The sequence below is a fragment of the Undibacterium sp. SXout20W genome, from assembly GCF_049340285.1.
Taxonomy (GTDB): domain Bacteria; phylum Pseudomonadota; class Gammaproteobacteria; order Burkholderiales; family Burkholderiaceae_D; genus Undibacterium.
Genome location: NZ_JBMPPH010000026.1, coordinates 22,814 through 37,988, shown reverse-complemented (window position 1 = coordinate 37,988; position 15,175 = coordinate 22,814). Strand labels below are relative to the sequence as shown.

General features: G+C 45.6%; 12 protein-coding genes. 4 read left to right on the top strand and 8 right to left on the bottom strand.

The window, feature by feature from the left end; translation table 11 throughout:
- Positions 1 to 127: 127 nt before the first annotated feature.
- Positions 128 to 1,171, bottom strand: a complete 1,044-nt coding sequence (gene pstS, locus ACO0K1_RS13580; protein ID WP_423026579.1) for a phosphate ABC transporter substrate-binding protein PstS — start codon at positions 1,169 to 1,171, stop codon at positions 128 to 130.
- Between the two features lie 209 nt (positions 1,172 to 1,380).
- Here pstS (ACO0K1_RS13580) and ppk1 point away from each other — a divergent pair, with 209 nt between their 5' ends.
- Entirely contained in the window at positions 1,381 to 3,603 is a 2,223-nt protein-coding gene (gene ppk1 / locus ACO0K1_RS13575) for a polyphosphate kinase 1 (protein WP_423026577.1), read from the top strand.
- Complete coding sequence (gene sixA, locus ACO0K1_RS13570; protein WP_423026575.1) at positions 3,603 to 4,082, top strand: phosphohistidine phosphatase SixA; 480 nt, start codon at positions 3,603 to 3,605, stop codon at positions 4,080 to 4,082. Before ppk1 ends, sixA begins: the two co-directional genes overlap by 1 nt.
- A gap of 280 nt (positions 4,083 to 4,362) precedes the next feature.
- Here the strand turns inward: sixA and ACO0K1_RS13565 are convergent, their stop codons facing one another.
- From ACO0K1_RS13565 to ACO0K1_RS13555, 3 genes are all read right to left on the bottom strand, one after another.
- The gene (locus tag ACO0K1_RS13565; protein ID WP_423026573.1) at positions 4,363 to 5,247 is read right to left on the bottom strand and encodes a UDP-2,3-diacylglucosamine diphosphatase; all 885 of its coding nucleotides are present in this window, start codon (positions 5,245 to 5,247) and stop codon (positions 4,363 to 4,365) included.
- Positions 5,248 to 5,249: 2 nt separating this feature from the next.
- On the bottom strand, positions 5,250 to 6,014 hold the full coding sequence (locus ACO0K1_RS13560) for a GNAT family N-acetyltransferase (protein WP_423026571.1): 765 nt from the start codon (positions 6,012 to 6,014) through the stop codon (positions 5,250 to 5,252).
- Between the two features lie 182 nt (positions 6,015 to 6,196).
- Positions 6,197 to 6,697: a hypothetical protein gene (locus ACO0K1_RS13555; RefSeq protein WP_423026569.1), complete on the bottom strand. Its 501-nt coding sequence runs from the start codon at positions 6,695 to 6,697 to the stop codon at positions 6,197 to 6,199.
- A gap of 184 nt (positions 6,698 to 6,881) precedes the next feature.
- On the opposite strand from ACO0K1_RS13555, the gene pstS (ACO0K1_RS13550) reads away from it, so the two are divergent.
- Entirely contained in the window at positions 6,882 to 7,922 is a 1,041-nt protein-coding gene (gene pstS / locus ACO0K1_RS13550) for a phosphate ABC transporter substrate-binding protein PstS (protein ID WP_423026567.1), read from the top strand.
- Between the two features lie 270 nt (positions 7,923 to 8,192).
- Here pstS (ACO0K1_RS13550) and ACO0K1_RS13545 read toward each other — a convergent pair whose 3' ends face one another.
- Together ACO0K1_RS13545 and ACO0K1_RS13540 are read right to left on the bottom strand one after the other, a co-directional pair.
- Positions 8,193 to 9,569 carry a c-type cytochrome gene (locus ACO0K1_RS13545; RefSeq protein WP_423026565.1) on the bottom strand — a complete coding sequence of 459 codons (1,377 nt, stop codon included), beginning with the start codon at positions 9,567 to 9,569 and terminating at the stop codon, positions 8,193 to 8,195.
- Positions 9,570 to 9,664: 95 nt separating this feature from the next.
- Entirely contained in the window at positions 9,665 to 10,390 is a 726-nt protein-coding gene (locus ACO0K1_RS13540) for a c-type cytochrome (RefSeq protein ID WP_423026563.1), read from the bottom strand.
- 1,130 nt (positions 10,391 to 11,520) lie between these two features.
- Between ACO0K1_RS13540 and rpoD the strand changes: the two genes are divergently transcribed.
- On the top strand, positions 11,521 to 13,926 hold the full coding sequence (gene rpoD, locus ACO0K1_RS13535) for an RNA polymerase sigma factor RpoD (protein ID WP_423026601.1): 2,406 nt from the start codon (positions 11,521 to 11,523) through the stop codon (positions 13,924 to 13,926).
- A 70-nt stretch (positions 13,927 to 13,996) separates the two neighbouring features.
- Here the strand turns inward: rpoD and ACO0K1_RS13530 are convergent, their stop codons facing one another.
- Together ACO0K1_RS13530 and pnuC are read right to left on the bottom strand one after the other, a co-directional pair.
- Positions 13,997 to 14,554, bottom strand: coding sequence for an AAA family ATPase (locus ACO0K1_RS13530; protein WP_423026561.1), 558 nt, complete (start codon positions 14,552 to 14,554; stop codon positions 13,997 to 13,999).
- Positions 14,542 to 15,132: a nicotinamide riboside transporter PnuC gene (gene pnuC / locus ACO0K1_RS13525; protein ID WP_423026559.1), complete on the bottom strand. Its 591-nt coding sequence runs from the start codon at positions 15,130 to 15,132 to the stop codon at positions 14,542 to 14,544. The genes ACO0K1_RS13530 and pnuC overlap by 13 nt, the downstream gene beginning before the upstream one ends.
- Positions 15,133 to 15,175: the final 43 nt, after the last annotated feature.

Sequence of the window (15,175 nt, the reverse complement as noted above, 5' to 3'; positions counted from 1 at the left end):
GAGTTGGCATAGGTGTTGTTTCCACCGAAAGGCAATTCGATTACATCGAATTGCCTTCATCAAGAACATTCAAAAATCACTAAAGAATAAATTAATCAAGCTAATATTTGACTATTGCCAGACGAACTTACCAGACTGCCTTGCCAGCAGCATCTTTCAGATTTGCTTTCCAGCTGTCCTGAATCTGCTTTACGAGTGCTGGTGGTAATGCAACGTAATCAAGTTCATTTGCCATGGCGCCGCCATTTTTGAATGCCCAGTCAAAGAACTTCAATACTTCTTTCGCTTCAGCAGGATTGTCTTGTGTCTTGTGCATCAAAATGAATGAAGCACCAGTGATTGGCCAAGAAGCTTTACCAGGCTGATTCGTCAATACCAGATACATACCCGGTGCTTTTGACCAGTCGCCATTCGCAGCTGCGGCTTTGAAACTGTCGTCGTCTGGCTCAGCAAATTGACCGTCCGCATTTTTCAGCTGCGTATAGACCATTTTGTTCTTTTTTACGAAAGCGTATTCAACGTAACCGATAGAATTCTTAATACGTTGGACGTTGGCAGCAACACCTTCATTACCTTTACCACCCAAACCAACCGGCCATTTGACAGCAGTTGAGGAACCAATTGCTGTTTTAAAATCCGCATTAACTTTGCTCAGAAAATCTGTCCACAAAAATGTAGTGCCGGAACCATCTGAACGATGAACAACAGAAATGTCTTCCGCAGGCAATTTAATACCTGGATTGATCGCTGCGATTTCGGGCGCATTCCATTTCGTGATTTTGCCCATGTAGATACCAGCCAATAGATCACCAGTCATCTTTAATTTACCAGGTGCAACGCCATCCAAATTCACAATAGGTACGACACCACCAATAATTGCTGGAAACTGAATCAGTCCCTCTGCAGTGAGCTCATCGGCCTTCAAAGGCATGTCTGATGCGCCAAAATCGACCGTTTTAGCTTTAATTTGTTTAATTCCGCCACCCGAACCAATGGATTGATAATTCAGTCCATTGCCTGTCGCTTTTTTGTAAGCTTCAGCCCATTTGGCGTAAATCGGATACGGAAAAGTTGCACCAGCACCAGTAATATCGGCTGCTTGAACAGACGAAAAGCCAGCTGCAAGGCCGCTAATAATTATCAATTGTCTCACAAAACGGTTTATGTTCATGATTACCTCAGGTGTAATTTTCAGGGGTTTGTTACCACGTGCTGCACTCTACAATCCAATTATGACAATACGATGACCTTATGAAATATTTGTGAAATATTTGTGAAATATTTAATTTTATTACCACCTTTTTTGTCATAAAATTGACATATTGAGTAACTAAAATAGGTCGATATATATATACCAGCTTTTATGACACGCGAAAAAATATGACATCCAAAAAAGTCGCTCAAATCCTTACACAAGATACTTTAGTAAAAGTTGAGGACAGCAATAACGCCAACACAGCAGATTCAAACGCGACACAAAAAGCGCCTAAAAGTACTAAATTAGCAGCGCCAAATGAGACAAATAATGGGCTATCGCGGTCTGTCATATTTCTCGATCGGGAAATGTCACAAATCGCTTTTAACTGGCGCGTTCTTGCCCAGGCAGAAGATCGCTCAATTCCGTTACTCGAACGATTAAAATACCTTTGTATCGTCGGCAGTAATCTGGATGAATTCTTCGAAGTCAGAGTTGCCAGCCTGCTAGCGCAAAATACGGTTGATGGCGAATTGGTACAGCACCCTAGCTTTCAGGCGACACTTGAACGCATCAGCACAGAGTGCCATCAACTAGCGCAACGTCAATATGAACTTCTGAATCAGGAAATTCTTCCGCAATTATCCAAAAAAGGGATCAACCTGCTGCGTCACTCAGAACGTAATGAGGCGCAACGAGCATGGGCGAAACAATATTTTGAACGCGAAGTCCGTCCTTTACTAACGCCTATCGGATTAGATCCGGCACATCCGTTTCCACAAGTGGTCAATAAAAGTCTTAATTTCATCGTTTCTCTCGCTGGAAAAGATGCTTTTGGTCGCGGCACCGGCATCGCCATCGTGAAAGCACCACGCGTGTTACCGCGCATCATTCGCCTTCCCGATGAACTCTCGGAGAAGGGAATTTCTTTCTGCCTGCTGTCATCGATTATCCATTCTCATATTGCTGATTTATTCAATGGTCGGGAAGTCATCAATTATTCTCAATTCCGTGTAACACGAGATAGCGATCTGTGGGTGGATGAAGAGGAAGTTAAAAATTTACGTCAGGCTTTACAAGGTGAATTGCAAACGCGTCAGTTTGGTGCAGCAGTTCGACTTGAGGTAGCGAAAAATTGTCCAGAAGATTTAGCCAAATTTTTATTGGCGCAGTTTTCGCTCGATCACGATCGGCTTTACCCTGTCGATGGCCCTGTCAATATGGTTCGACTGGGCGAGCTCGTTGATCACGTTAAACAAGCCAACTTACGGTTCCCTCCGTTCTCGCCAAAAGCGATTGCAAAATATTCACACACCGATATTTTCACGCTATTGCGCAAGCAAGATATTTTGTTACACCATCCATTCCAACCGTTTCAAACGGTGATCGATTTCATTCGTTCGGCATCGCTTGATCCAAGCGTGGTCGCAATTAAGCAGACGATTTATCGTACAGGGATGAATTCTGATCTGATGGAGTCGTTGATAACGGCGGCGCGATTGGGCAAAGAAGTGACGGTCATTGTCGAGTTAATGGCACGGTTCGATGAAGAGGCAAATATCAATTGGGCCGACAAATTGCAGCGGGCAGGCGCACAAGTGGTTTATGGCGTGGTAGGCCTGAAAACTCACGCCAAGCTGGCGCTGGTGATACGCCGTGAAGAAGGCGGTGTTTTGCGACATTATGCGCATTTAGGGACAGGGAATTACCATCCATCAACGACACGCTTCTACACCGATTTTGGCTTACTTACTGCACATCCCGGCATGGCCGCTGAAGTCAATGAAGTATTCATCCACTTGACTGGTCTGACCAAACCTAAAAAGTTGGATTATTTATGGTTGGCACCGTTTGCGTTGCAACCACAATTAATCAAAGCAATTCGTAACGAAGCACGCATCGCCCGTGAAGGACGACCAGGCAGAATCATCGCTAAAATGAACTCATTATCCGATGAATCGGTTATTCGCGCACTTTATGCTGCCTCTGCTGACGGCGTGAAGATCGACCTGATCGTGCGAGGCGCATGTACATTGCGTCCCGGCGTACCTGGATTATCCGAAAACATTCGAGTTCGTTCTATCATCGGTCGCTTCCTGGAACACAGCCGCATCTATTATTTCCGCAATGACTTAGCGCACGACATCCATTTAGCGAGTGCCGACTGGATGAACCGAAATCTATTCCGACGTATTGAAGTCGCCTTTCCTGTATTAGACAAAGCATTGAAAAAACGCATTATTGCGGAAGGACTTGATCCCTACCTCAAAGACAATGTGAATGCGTGGGTACTCGATTCAAATGGTAATTACGAACGTAAAAAGGCGCGTGGACAGCAGGCTAATTTTTCTGCCCAGCAATTCTTAATGCAGCAATTAGGTTCCCTCTCAACTGCGGAAAGCAACTAATGGACTTAATCCTCTGGCGTCATGCGGAAGCCGAACCAGCGAATGAAGAAATCACCGATGAATTTAGAAAATTGACCGGAAAAGGATTGAAACAAGCAAGTAAAATTGCTTATTGGTTAGACAGTACTTTGCCTGAGACCTGCCGTATCCTGGTCAGCCCTGCGGTTCGCACACGCGACACGGCGGAAGCGCTGCTGGCCAGTGGAAGAAAGTTTAAAATTGCGCCGGAACTGGCGCCCGATGCGAGCGTTGACGCGGTTCTACGTTTGGTCAACTGGCCAAACAGTCGCGAGCCAGTCATGATTGTCGGCCATCAGCCATACCTCGGGCAACTAGCTGGTGAATTGCTAGGACATCCTTTGCAGGAATACAGTATTCGCAAAGGGAATGTGTGGTGGATATCACAAAAGCAGAGGCAAGGCGAAGACCTGCAAACCTATTTGAAAGCGATTATGTCGCCGGATCTGGTCGTCAAGTAACCCGCCAACGGCGTAAATTACGAAACAAGTTAGCGCAAACTTGCCCAGACCGGCTGGTGTGAGTTTGCTGCTATAAGAAAAGCGTCGCGTCATCGAAGCAGAAACGACGACCCAAAAAGCCTGGCTTTGTTCAGGTTAGCTTGGTTTAGCCTACTTTGACTTGGTTTGAGGTGGTTTGAGGTGGTTTGAGGTGGTTTGAGGTGGTTTGGCTTTGTTTAGCCTGATCTAAACTAGCTCAGGCCAAACAAATTTCTCGTCATCAAATAGAGTTGGCCTGCGCTCAAAGAACGACACTGACGCCGGTATCCATTTCAGCATCAAACTCATGATCCTGGTCCTGATCTACAACAGACTTCGTTGACACAACTGAATGCATGATGTCATGCCATGTCACCAAACTTAACTGACCTTGCGCATCCTCTACGAGAGCCGACAAACTCTCTACCCAGTCACCATCATTACAATACAAAATCCCATTGATATCGCGGATTTCTGGCTTATGAATATGACCGCAAATAATGCCGTCGACACCTTTTCTACGCGCTTCGTCTGCCAATGCATCTTCAAATTGGGTGATATAGCTCACCGCATTCTTCACTTTTAGCTTGAGGTATTGCGATAATGACCAATATGGCAAACCCGCACGTGCGCGCCAGTTATTGAAAATCTGGTTAAATTTCAAAATTACCGTGTACAAACTGTCACCGACGTAAGCGAGCCATTTAGCGCATGCGATGACGCCATCAAAGCGATCACCATGCAACACCAACATGCGACGACCATCAGCTGTCGTATGTACTAGCTCGTCTCTGACTTTGATACCACCGAAATCAAGATCGATAAATTGCCGGATGGACTCATCATGATTGCCAGGAACGAAAATAACATTCGTTCCTTTTTTGGCTTTCTTCAATACCGTTTGTACGACATTGTTATGCGTCTGATCCCAATACCACCGACGTTTTAATTGCCAACCATCGATAATATCACCGACCAAATACAAGGTTTCTGACTCAGTCGCACGTAAAAATTCGAGTAGCTTTGAGGCCTGACATCCACTTGTTCCCAAATGCAAATCGGAAATCCAGATCGTCCGGAAACGCGTTACATCCTTCTTTCCGGTTCTGTGCATTTTCTTATTGAGGAACTGTTCAGCTGGCTTCACAATCACTGATCTCCGGTATTGTAATGACGGGCGTAACGATTATCGAGGTTTGCCAACGGCAGCATCACGAATAAGTCAGCACTATGAAAATCTGGATCCCATGCCGGGTCACCGCAGACCCAGGCACCAGCTCGCAAATAGCCTTTAAGCAGTGGTGGAATGCGCGCTTCTACGTTGGTGGTATCAATTTCGTCCAAAGGAAATGGAACGTGCGGCGCAACACGATATTCCAACGGACAAAAATCGTTGTCCGTCAAACTACGATAAATCGCTGCTGCATTTTGACCACCATCGGTCAAACTAATACTTGCGCAGCCAATCAAGTGCGAACAACGCTCACGACGCATATAGGCGGCCAACCCTGCCCAGAGCAGCATGATGACCGAGCCGCTACGATAATCAGGGTGAATGCATGCGCGACCTGCCTCAGCGACCGAGTGGCGCACGTTTTGCAAACGCGACAAATCAAATTCTGTTTCGGAATAATAGCGCCCCATTTCGCGAGCAGCATTAGGGCCCAAAATACGATATGTACCAACGACTTTGAGTGTTTTTGTATCGCGGACAATGAGGTGATCGCAATGTGCATCAAACTCGTCTTTGTCCAGACCATCTGGATTCGATAGGGCAGACAAACCCATACTTTCAATGAATACCTTGTAGCGCAAGCGCTGAACTTCCCGCACTTCTTCGGCGGTTGTTGCCAGACTCAGATTAAGCTTAGAAAAACTGGGATTAGCATCCGCGGGTATCGTGAGTAATCGCATTCATCATCCTTGTTATGTCTCAAGATGTCGTTCATTCGACGGACGAAGAATAGAGCAAGATTACTTCAGCAAGATGACAGATTGATGTCGGTTTTATGACAAACAAAAAAACAACAAGCCTTCAAAATCTGCAGATTTTTGAAGGCTTGTTGTTGATTTTTTAAAAACGATTCAAGAACGTTTTACTTTTCCTTTTTTGGCCGACCGGCTTTTAGCGGTGCAAGGTCAGCAATCAGTTTTTTCAAAGCGGGAACGTCCGTTTTATTGAGCAATGCCAGGCCAATACGCAACAATTGGCTTTTCTTTACTTCAACACCCGCTTTAAGACATGCACGCTTTACCTGACCTAAAACAGCATATTCGGACTCAGGCATTGTAAAACTATCGCGGACTAACTTCGCTTTTTTTACTTTTTCTGTATGCTCAGGTACTGATTTTGTGATTTCTGGCTTAGTTATCGCTACCTTTTTTACAGTAGATTTAGCCACACTACTTGCTTTTGAACCTGGCTTTTCTACCGCAGCCTTCGCTTCTACCTGCGCGGCAGCTTTCTTTACAGGTGTTTTCTTCACTGCGGGCGTCTTCGCCAAAGGCGCTTTGACAACGGGCGCTTTCACTACCGTTTCTTTCACCAATGTTGCTTTTGCTACAGGTGCTTCTTTTTTGCTGGTAACAGTTGCCATCTTGAGCCTCCAGGTTAAACGCGTATAAACAATATAAACAATATGTGCACAAACAACAAGCGTTAAGCATAACCTCTTCAGATGACAAGCACATTACTGAAAATGCTTTTAGGAAAGAAGCCAGAGCTCATGCGATAATCGCGCCGTCATTTCTGTAAATATTGCTTTTAATCATCACAAAACCATGAAATATACTCTCTTCCTACTCTCTGCCGTGCTCATGTTTGCACCATCGGCTCAAGCATTAGAACTGCACGGCTCCGGCTCGTCTGCAGCAGCTCCTCTGTATAAAATATGGTCAGAAGCCTATGCAAAAACAGTTGATAGCACGATTACGTACGAAGCGTCTGGATCGTCATCCGGCATAAAGAAAATCAAAGAAAACAGCGTTGATTTTGGCGCTAGCGATGTGGCATTACCACAAGCGGATTTAAAAAAATCGGCACTCATTCAATTTCCATCGGCCATTTCTGGTGTCGTCGTCATTGTTAATCTACCGGGGATCAAATCGGGCGATCTACGCTTAAACGGTGATGTCCTTGCCAAAATCTTTTCCGGACAAATTGATCAATGGAATGACGCAGCAATCGTCGCACTGAACCCCAATTTAAAACTACCTGCTAAAACGATCTTGCCCTACGTGCGTCAGGACGGCTCTGGAACGACGTACAATTTCACAGATTATCTGAGTAAAGTCAGCAAAGCATGGCAATCAGGATTTGGCAAAAATTTTACAATTAATTGGAATACGACTTTCACTCAAGTAAAAGGAAGTAGCACCATCTCTGCATCGATTAGAAAAAATCCGTACTCCATTAGTTACATTGACTATAACTACGTAGTACAAGATAAACTTGATGTTGCGCAGTTACAGAATCGCGATGGGCGTTTTGTTATGCCGTCTGCAGAAGGTTTTTCGGCTGCACTCGCCGCCAGTAAATGGAAAACGCAAGGTAGTTTTGAAGAGATGTTGACAGACAAAGCTGGACCAAAATCTTGGCCAATTACCATGGGGACATTCATAATTTTGCAGCAATCCGCAAAAAATATTGATAAATCCACTGCTACACTGAAGTTTTTCACCTGGGCATTTATGAACGGCGACCGATTCGTTAATAACGTCGATTTCGTCCGTCTGCCAGACGCCGTGCAGGCAAGAGTTTTTAAAGAAATGATTACGGTATCAGATTCAACCGGAAAGCCATTGAAATGGACTTTACAATAATTCGATACGTCAATCCAACGTTAATCCAACGTTAGTTCAACGATGATTCAAACTTAAGTCGACATTCATTTGGCATTGATTATTACCAATTAATATCGATAGCGCCAGAAAAAAAATCAAACGAGAGCAGCCAAAAGTTGCTCTCGTTTTTTTTTGAAACTGAAAAAGTCTCAGTCACCGAATCAGATCAATCAGTTCAGCCACATCAACCACATCAACCACCTCAACCACACCATCCAGACCATCACTTCATTAATTTCGTCTTGTTACCTAATTGACGGGGGCATTTCGATACCGATTAACCTCAGCTGTTGACAAGGCATCGCCGTGATTGCCCCAACTATTACGCACATAAGTCAGCACCAGAGCAACTTCATTGTCACTTAACACCGGCCCAAATGGTGGCATGCCATAAGGCCTGTCATTATGCTTTGAAACGGCGGGAAAGCCACCATTCAACACAACCCGGATTGGATTAGCCACATTTGTCATTTGCAGCGCCCTATTCTGCTTCATGGCGGGATAGATACCTGGAACGCCCTCGCCCGCAGCGCCATGGCAATCAGCACAGTGTGTTTTATATAAAGCAGCCCCTTGCAGCATCAACGCCGCCATCATTTCAGGCTTGGTCACTGAAGTTGGTGATGAACCAGACGACAAGGTATCTAACCAATCTGGCGCAGTTTCTTTCTTCTGAGGGAGTTCTCTCAAATAGTGCGTTAAAGCCTCAATGTCACTATCTGAAAAATATTGCAAGCTATTTGCTAACACCTCCGACATTGGCCCTGAAAACGCCGCCTTATTTGCCACGCCTTTTCTGAATAAATTGATGGATTCACTTTGACTCAAATTAGACAAATGTGCTTCGTCCAATCGTAACAAAGATGGCGCATACCACGCGACGACGGGCAATTCGCCGCCATCCAGATCGTTGCTGCCAGCATTTGCACCCAACATGTTACGACTGCTATGACAGGCGCTACAATGGCCCAGACCATTGACGAGATAGGCACCCCGATTCCATTGCTGAGACTTGCCTGCATTGGCTTGGAATAGTTGCGGACGAAAATAGAGTGCGCGCCAAATTGCAAGCAAAGGACGCTGGTTATAGGGAAAACGTAATTGATGTGGCAAAGACGGCTGACTCACAGCAGGTATACTTTGCAGATAGGCAAACATCGCATCAGAATCTTCACGCGAAACTTGGGTGTAACTCGTGTAAGGGAATGCCGGATACAATAAACTGCCATCGGGCGCTTTACCAAAGTGTAAGGCTTGCCAAAAATTGTCGGCTGTCCACTGACCGATACCCGTTTTACGATCAGGCGTAATATTCGGCGCAATAAAACGTCCGAATTGCGACTGAATGATTTTACCTCCGGCATAAAGCGCACCGCCATTGTTCGTATGGCAGCCAGCGCAATTTCCTATCCGTGTCAAATACTCACCACGGCGTAACAAATTTGCTGATACATCGGCTGATATGTCCGATGTTTTGTTCGATGATTTTAGAACAGAAGTTTTAGTCGAAATTCTATTTGCTGCAATGTCCTCATGGACCACATAGCCAAGATCGATGATGTACCAAGTTAACAAGGCAAACGAAACGGCGAGGCATAGAATTAAAATTTTAGTTATTTTCTTCATTTCATACCGACCTTGTTGGCTGCCATCATTATTTACAAGAAAAATTAGTTAAACTGCACGCATCATGGAGAATCTGGAGAAATGTGCCTCAGCATTTAGCTACCAGGAACGCTGCCACAATGCTGCGGAAAAGCCCATGAATATCCAGTAGGAATAGTCATCGCAATACCCTGATCAGGAATAATTTGCATGGCCAACCACCCTGAGACAGCGCCGACGTCTTCAGGGCTTAAACTACGCGCAATATTCTGCATACAATCTGGAGTTGCGGCGTGCCGACTGCCAGTTTGCCAGGCGCCCAACTGCGCAATCAAATAATCACGCGGCAGTCCCGCAATACCTGGAATAAACGGTGCGAGGCCGGTCATCTTCTGACCATGGCACGCAACACAAGCTGGAATTTTCTTTGCTGCATCACCATGTAATACGAGCGTACGACCACGTTCAAATAGGCCAGGTGCAAGATCAAGTTTTTGTGGCGCCGCATAGGGCGGGTGTTGTTCTGAGAAAAAAGTGGCAATTTCTTTCAAATAGTCATCACTCATATTACCAACCATGTACGACATCATCGGAAATGTACGCTTACCATCGCGAAAATTTTTCAGTTGATTAAATAAATAGCCCTGTGGCTTACCGGCAATCCTCGGATAGTACCCATCAGTACTTGCTCGCCCCTCTGCACCATGACATGAGGTGCACGCTTTCAGCCGCTGTGCGAGCGTATCAGGAACATTCTGTGCAATTGCGACCGACGAAAACAGTAACCCACATACCGTTAGCATGGTGATGAAGGTCAAACTGACAATGAATTGGATTTTCATAAAATGTAAATTCTTCCGCAGAAAGACAAGCCAAAAGACAGCCCGAAAATCATAGATTATCAGCTTATCAAAAAAACCATGGGTGATTTTATTCAAAATGCACTAAAAAATATTTATTATTTATCGCTGAAAAAATATGGCTACATATGGCTACATATGGCTACATATGCGCAAAACCTTACTGGATAAGGCTTTGCTACAACAAAACAATCTCAACAAGCGCTATTGGGGCAAATTTCTTTTCGGGAAATGCATACAATCCTTGTCAAGAAGTGCTAAGCCGAGGATAATTCTGCCCTCGCGTCTCTTTCCGAGATCTAGTTTGAGCAAGATGAATGAATCGCCTTCGTCAGCGTGGCCCGCTTTTACCAGCGGGCTTTTTCGTCCGTGTCGGCCGTTGATCAAAAAAATGATCGTCAACAGCCTATCGCCATTGCCATCGCCATATACTATTGACAAGCCTTTGTTGTCGCATACGATTTTGTTACATGAAAAACAGCTTAACTGACTCAACTATTGCAATCCCCAAAACAGGCTCCACTCTCACTTTAGGTAAAAAAACCCTGCAGTTGAATCGCCCGGTTTCTACTATCGCTTCGAATACGATCGCGAGCACGAGTGTTGCTCAAGAATGCGCCGAACAAACGCGCAACGTCCAAGAACCTTTGAGTACCGCAGCCGAGAGCGCAGATGACAGTCAATCTGCACCTGCGATTACTGTCATCACAAAACGTCGTACCCGCATGCAGCCGGTAACAACTGGTGCCATTATTGCGCCAGCAAAAGCCTGGACAGCAGAAGATATTGAAGCAATGAGCTCAATGCCATTTGATCCAATAGCGCCAGAAGAGGCAGCATATGACGGCGCAGCTGACCCAGAAAGTGCGATGACGGCTGAGTCAGATTTGACGGGTATAGGTCATGATTCGATGAACTTGACCGCGGGCACAGATACATCCACTGCCAATGAGCCAGTCATCAAGTCAGAAACAAAAGCAGAGATTCGTGCCGATTTAAAAGCCGAATTACTGACACTTTCTGGTGCTGACATTGCAAAGCCACGTGCGGTGGTCATTCGAAAAACAGCGCCAAAGCTCGCCAAAAAATTATTGCTATCCGATCAGCAAAATATAAAAACAGTGCCATCACCAATCAAACGTGAAGCACGTATTGGATCAGGCAAATTTGCGCCTGCTGCCCCAGTTACGACGCTCAAGCCAATGGCGTCGACAAGCACAGTTCGTACGACGACGCAAAGCAATACTGCGCCGCTAAAAACGGGGCTTGAGATTCCGACCTTAACAGTTACTAGATCGACGGTTGCTTCGTCGACGGTTGCTTCATCGACGATTGCTTCATCGACGATAACTCGCACTAGGTCTGCCGCCGCAACAACAAATGCTATCCCGACGATCAAGGTCGCTGTTGAAGTGCCGGTGGCTAAAAAAATCGCAGCACCTGTCATCGCGACAGAAAAAAATAGTCCAGCCGCAGCGACAACCAGCATTGGTGACATTGACACCTCCAATTACGTATTACAGGGCAATAAAGAACCTGCAAAACGTGGACGCAAACCGTCAGAATTTCAATTTGAGAACGATGAAATTCAAGCCTTAAATGCGGCTGAATCAGCAGAGTTAAAACGTGCTGCACGTGCTAAATCGAAAAAACCTGGCGCTGCAGCAGCAAGCGAAGAGCAGTTGGAACAGTACCGCAAGCAACTAACCAAGTTAATTCGCTTGGGTAAAGACCGGACTTATCTGACACACGCAGAGATTAATGATCATTTGCCAGAAGAACTGGTCGATCAGGAAACGATCCAAGACGTCATTAGCACACTCAATGACATGGGGATCGCGGTCTACGACCGCGCACCAGATGCTGCCATGATGCTGCTTACAGACAATGTTGCGTCGGCTGTGAGCGATGATGAAGCAGAATCAGTCGCAGCGGCAGCATTGGCAACCGTCGATTCAGACTTTGGCCGCACCACCGACCCTGTTCGTATGTATATGCGTGAAATGGGTGGCGTAGAACTGTTGACGCGTAGTGGCGAGATTGAGATCGCAAAACGTATCGAAGATGGTTTAAAAGACATGGTGCAAGCAATTTCCGCCTGCCCTGGCACAATCAAAGAAATCCTGATCATTGCGGACAAAATTACCAAGGACGAAGTGCGTATCGATGACATTATCGATGGCCTGATTAGTCCAGAAGATAATGATGCGATGGCACTGGCCATCGGCGACAGCGAAGACGACGATGAGGATGACGATGAAGCGGTAGCAGATAATGTTGGTGGTATCAGCGACGAGCAGTTGTTGCAACTCAAAACCATTTGCTTGCAAAAATTCACTATCGTTTCAAATTGCTTTGAGCAAATGCAGGCTTCACGCGAAAAAGACGGTTATCAGTCAGCTGCCTACGTGCAAGCACAACAAGCGATTTCCGCTGAATTGCAGGGTATGCGCTTTACCGTGAAAACAGCTGAAAAGCTTTGCGACACTTTGCGCAAGCAAATGAAAGAGTTGCGCCACACCGAAAAGCAAATGTTGGAATTGCTCGTCAATAAATGTGGAATGCCACGCAGCTATTTTGTAGATATGTTACGCACTCACGCAACGAACGCTGCGTGGTTGGAACACGAAATGCAAGGCACACAAAGTTACGCAGCTACTTTGTCGCGCCACATCCACGCTGCGCGTGAACTACAACAAAAATTTATCCAACTAGAACAACGTGTCGAGTTGCCATTAAGCGCTTTACGCGACATCAATAAGCAAATGATCGCTGGTGAAAAACGCTCTAGCGAAGCCAAACGGGCAATGACCGAAGCTAACTTGCGTCTCGTCATTTCTATTGCAAAGAAGTACGTCAACCGTGGTCTGCAATTCCTGGATTTGATCCAAGAGGGCAATATTGGCCTCTTAAAAGCGGTCGATAAGTTCGAATACCGTCGAGGTTATAAGTTTTCCACTTACGCAACATGGTGGATCCGACAAGCCATTGCACGCGCGATCGCTGATCAGGCGCGCACAATTCGCGTTCCTGTGCACATGATCGAAACGATCAACAAAATGAATCGCATTCGCCGTCAATTATTGCAGGCAACCGGATTAGAACCTGAACCGGCAGCGATTGCTGAAAAAATGGGATTACCTGAAATTAAAGTACGTGAGATTCTCAAAATCGCTAAAGAACCAGTTTCTCTGGATGTGCCTATTGGTGACGATGGCGATTCACAACTAGGTGATTTCATCGAAGACAGCATGACCATGTCGCCGATGGCAGCGGCGATGCAGGCGTCAGTGCAAGAAAAGTTAAAAGAAGCGCTTGACTCACTGAGCCCTCGTGAAGCGAAAGTATTGCGTATGCGTTTTGGACTTGAAACAGCCAGTGAATTCACTCTGGAAGAAGTCGGCAAACAATTTGAAGTGACGCGTGAGCGCATTCGCCAGATTGAAGCTAAGGCAATGAAAAAATTACGCCACCCTGGCAAAGCAGAACATCTGAAGAGCCTGATGGAAAGCCAATAATTGGCGCTCTCTTTGAAACAAAAAAAGCCACTTACACAACAAGTGTAAGTGGCTTTTTATTTCGAAAAACTCACTGCATCAAAAACGAGAAGGCAAACTCAACCTGCGCCAGTCGTTGTGTCAAACTGCCCTCTAGCAATAAATGTGGAATATCTCGCTCTTCTAAAACTTCCAGCAATTGATCGTGAATTCGTTGGCGCACCGCTGGTGACTCACGCTGCAAACCATCAGCAACCCATGGAAAATCCGGCGCGGTGACTAATGTAAAGCCGTACTGAGTTTTATGCTCAGCGGCTAACGCCAGCAAACCTGCATCAGCTTCGTCAAAATAATAATCACTGTATATCTCAGTCATTAACGGTGCCGTGTCACAAAATAACCAGGCATTTGCCTTTGGCATCAGTTGCAACTCACGCTGATACTGCGTCGTTGCAATCAGAAATTGTTCTTCGGCTCGCGGTACACGCGCATGTGTTTCGACAAATTCTCGTAAATATTCCGGAACCCAAAGGGTCTTATATCGCAGCGCCAGGGCCTCCGCTAAAGCGGACTTGCCGGAAGACTCAGCACCTAAAATAGCAATTTTTTGGACATCCTTTCGATTTAAATCCGTGTCTATTGTTGGCATGTTTTACCCCACGAACGCAATCCCATCACGGCTAACACAACAAAAACCGCATAGAGCAAAGCAGTTAATTGCAAATTTTTAACTACATATAATCCCACGTATAGGACATCAACCATAATCCAGACCATCCAATTTTCAATCTTCTTACGTGAAAGCAGAAATTGCCCCAACAAACTGGCCGCCGTTAAAAAACCATCTGCATAAGGCACATCAGTATCGGTATAAGTTTTAAGAAACCAAACTAAAAGTGCGCACATGACTAACCAAGAACAAACAGCAAGCACTTTTTGTGACGACGACAGCCTCGTCACCGGCAACGCGTCTTGGCCCCCCTCACCGCGCAACCAAACCCACCACCCCCACAACGAGACAAGTATGAATACCACCTGCAAGCCCATGTCTCCATAGAGTTTGGCATTAAAGAACACCGCTGCGTAAAGCGCCGAAGACAAAATCGAAAACAACCACCCCCAGTGGATCTGGCGAATGGTCAAAGCAACCGTAATGACCGACAACAAAAAAGACAAAAGCTCCAACAGACTTGTTGTAAATCCCAACAATGGTATTGAATCGTTCATACATTCGCGTTTTATTTTGAATGCGGCATTATCAATCAAAGTC

Excerpts from the sequence above, each read along its gene's own strand:
- ACO0K1_RS13545 (WP_423026565.1), bottom strand. The coding sequence starts at position 9,569 with ATGAAGAAAATAACTAAAATTTTAATTCTATGCCTCGCCGTTTCGTTT.
- ACO0K1_RS13540 (WP_423026563.1), bottom strand. The coding sequence starts at position 10,390 with ATGAAAATCCAATTCATTGTCAGTTTGACCTTCATCACCATGCTAACG.
- pnuC (WP_423026559.1), bottom strand. The coding sequence starts at position 15,132 with ATGAACGATTCAATACCATTGTTGGGATTTACAACAAGTCTGTTGGAG.
- pstS (WP_423026567.1), top strand. The coding sequence starts at position 6,882 with ATGAAATATACTCTCTTCCTACTCTCTGCCGTGCTCATGTTTGCACCA.
- ppk1 (WP_423026577.1), top strand. The coding sequence starts at position 1,381 with ATGACATCCAAAAAAGTCGCTCAAATCCTTACACAAGATACTTTAGTA.
- pstS (WP_423026579.1), bottom strand. The coding sequence starts at position 1,171 with ATGAACATAAACCGTTTTGTGAGACAATTGATAATTATTAGCGGCCTT.
- ACO0K1_RS13555 (WP_423026569.1), bottom strand. The coding sequence starts at position 6,697 with ATGGCAACTGTTACCAGCAAAAAAGAAGCACCTGTAGCAAAAGCAACA.
- ACO0K1_RS13530 (WP_423026561.1), bottom strand. The coding sequence starts at position 14,554 with ATGCCAACAATAGACACGGATTTAAATCGAAAGGATGTCCAAAAAATT.
- sixA (WP_423026575.1), top strand. The coding sequence starts at position 3,603 with ATGGACTTAATCCTCTGGCGTCATGCGGAAGCCGAACCAGCGAATGAA.
- ACO0K1_RS13560 (WP_423026571.1), bottom strand. The coding sequence starts at position 6,014 with ATGCGATTACTCACGATACCCGCGGATGCTAATCCCAGTTTTTCTAAG.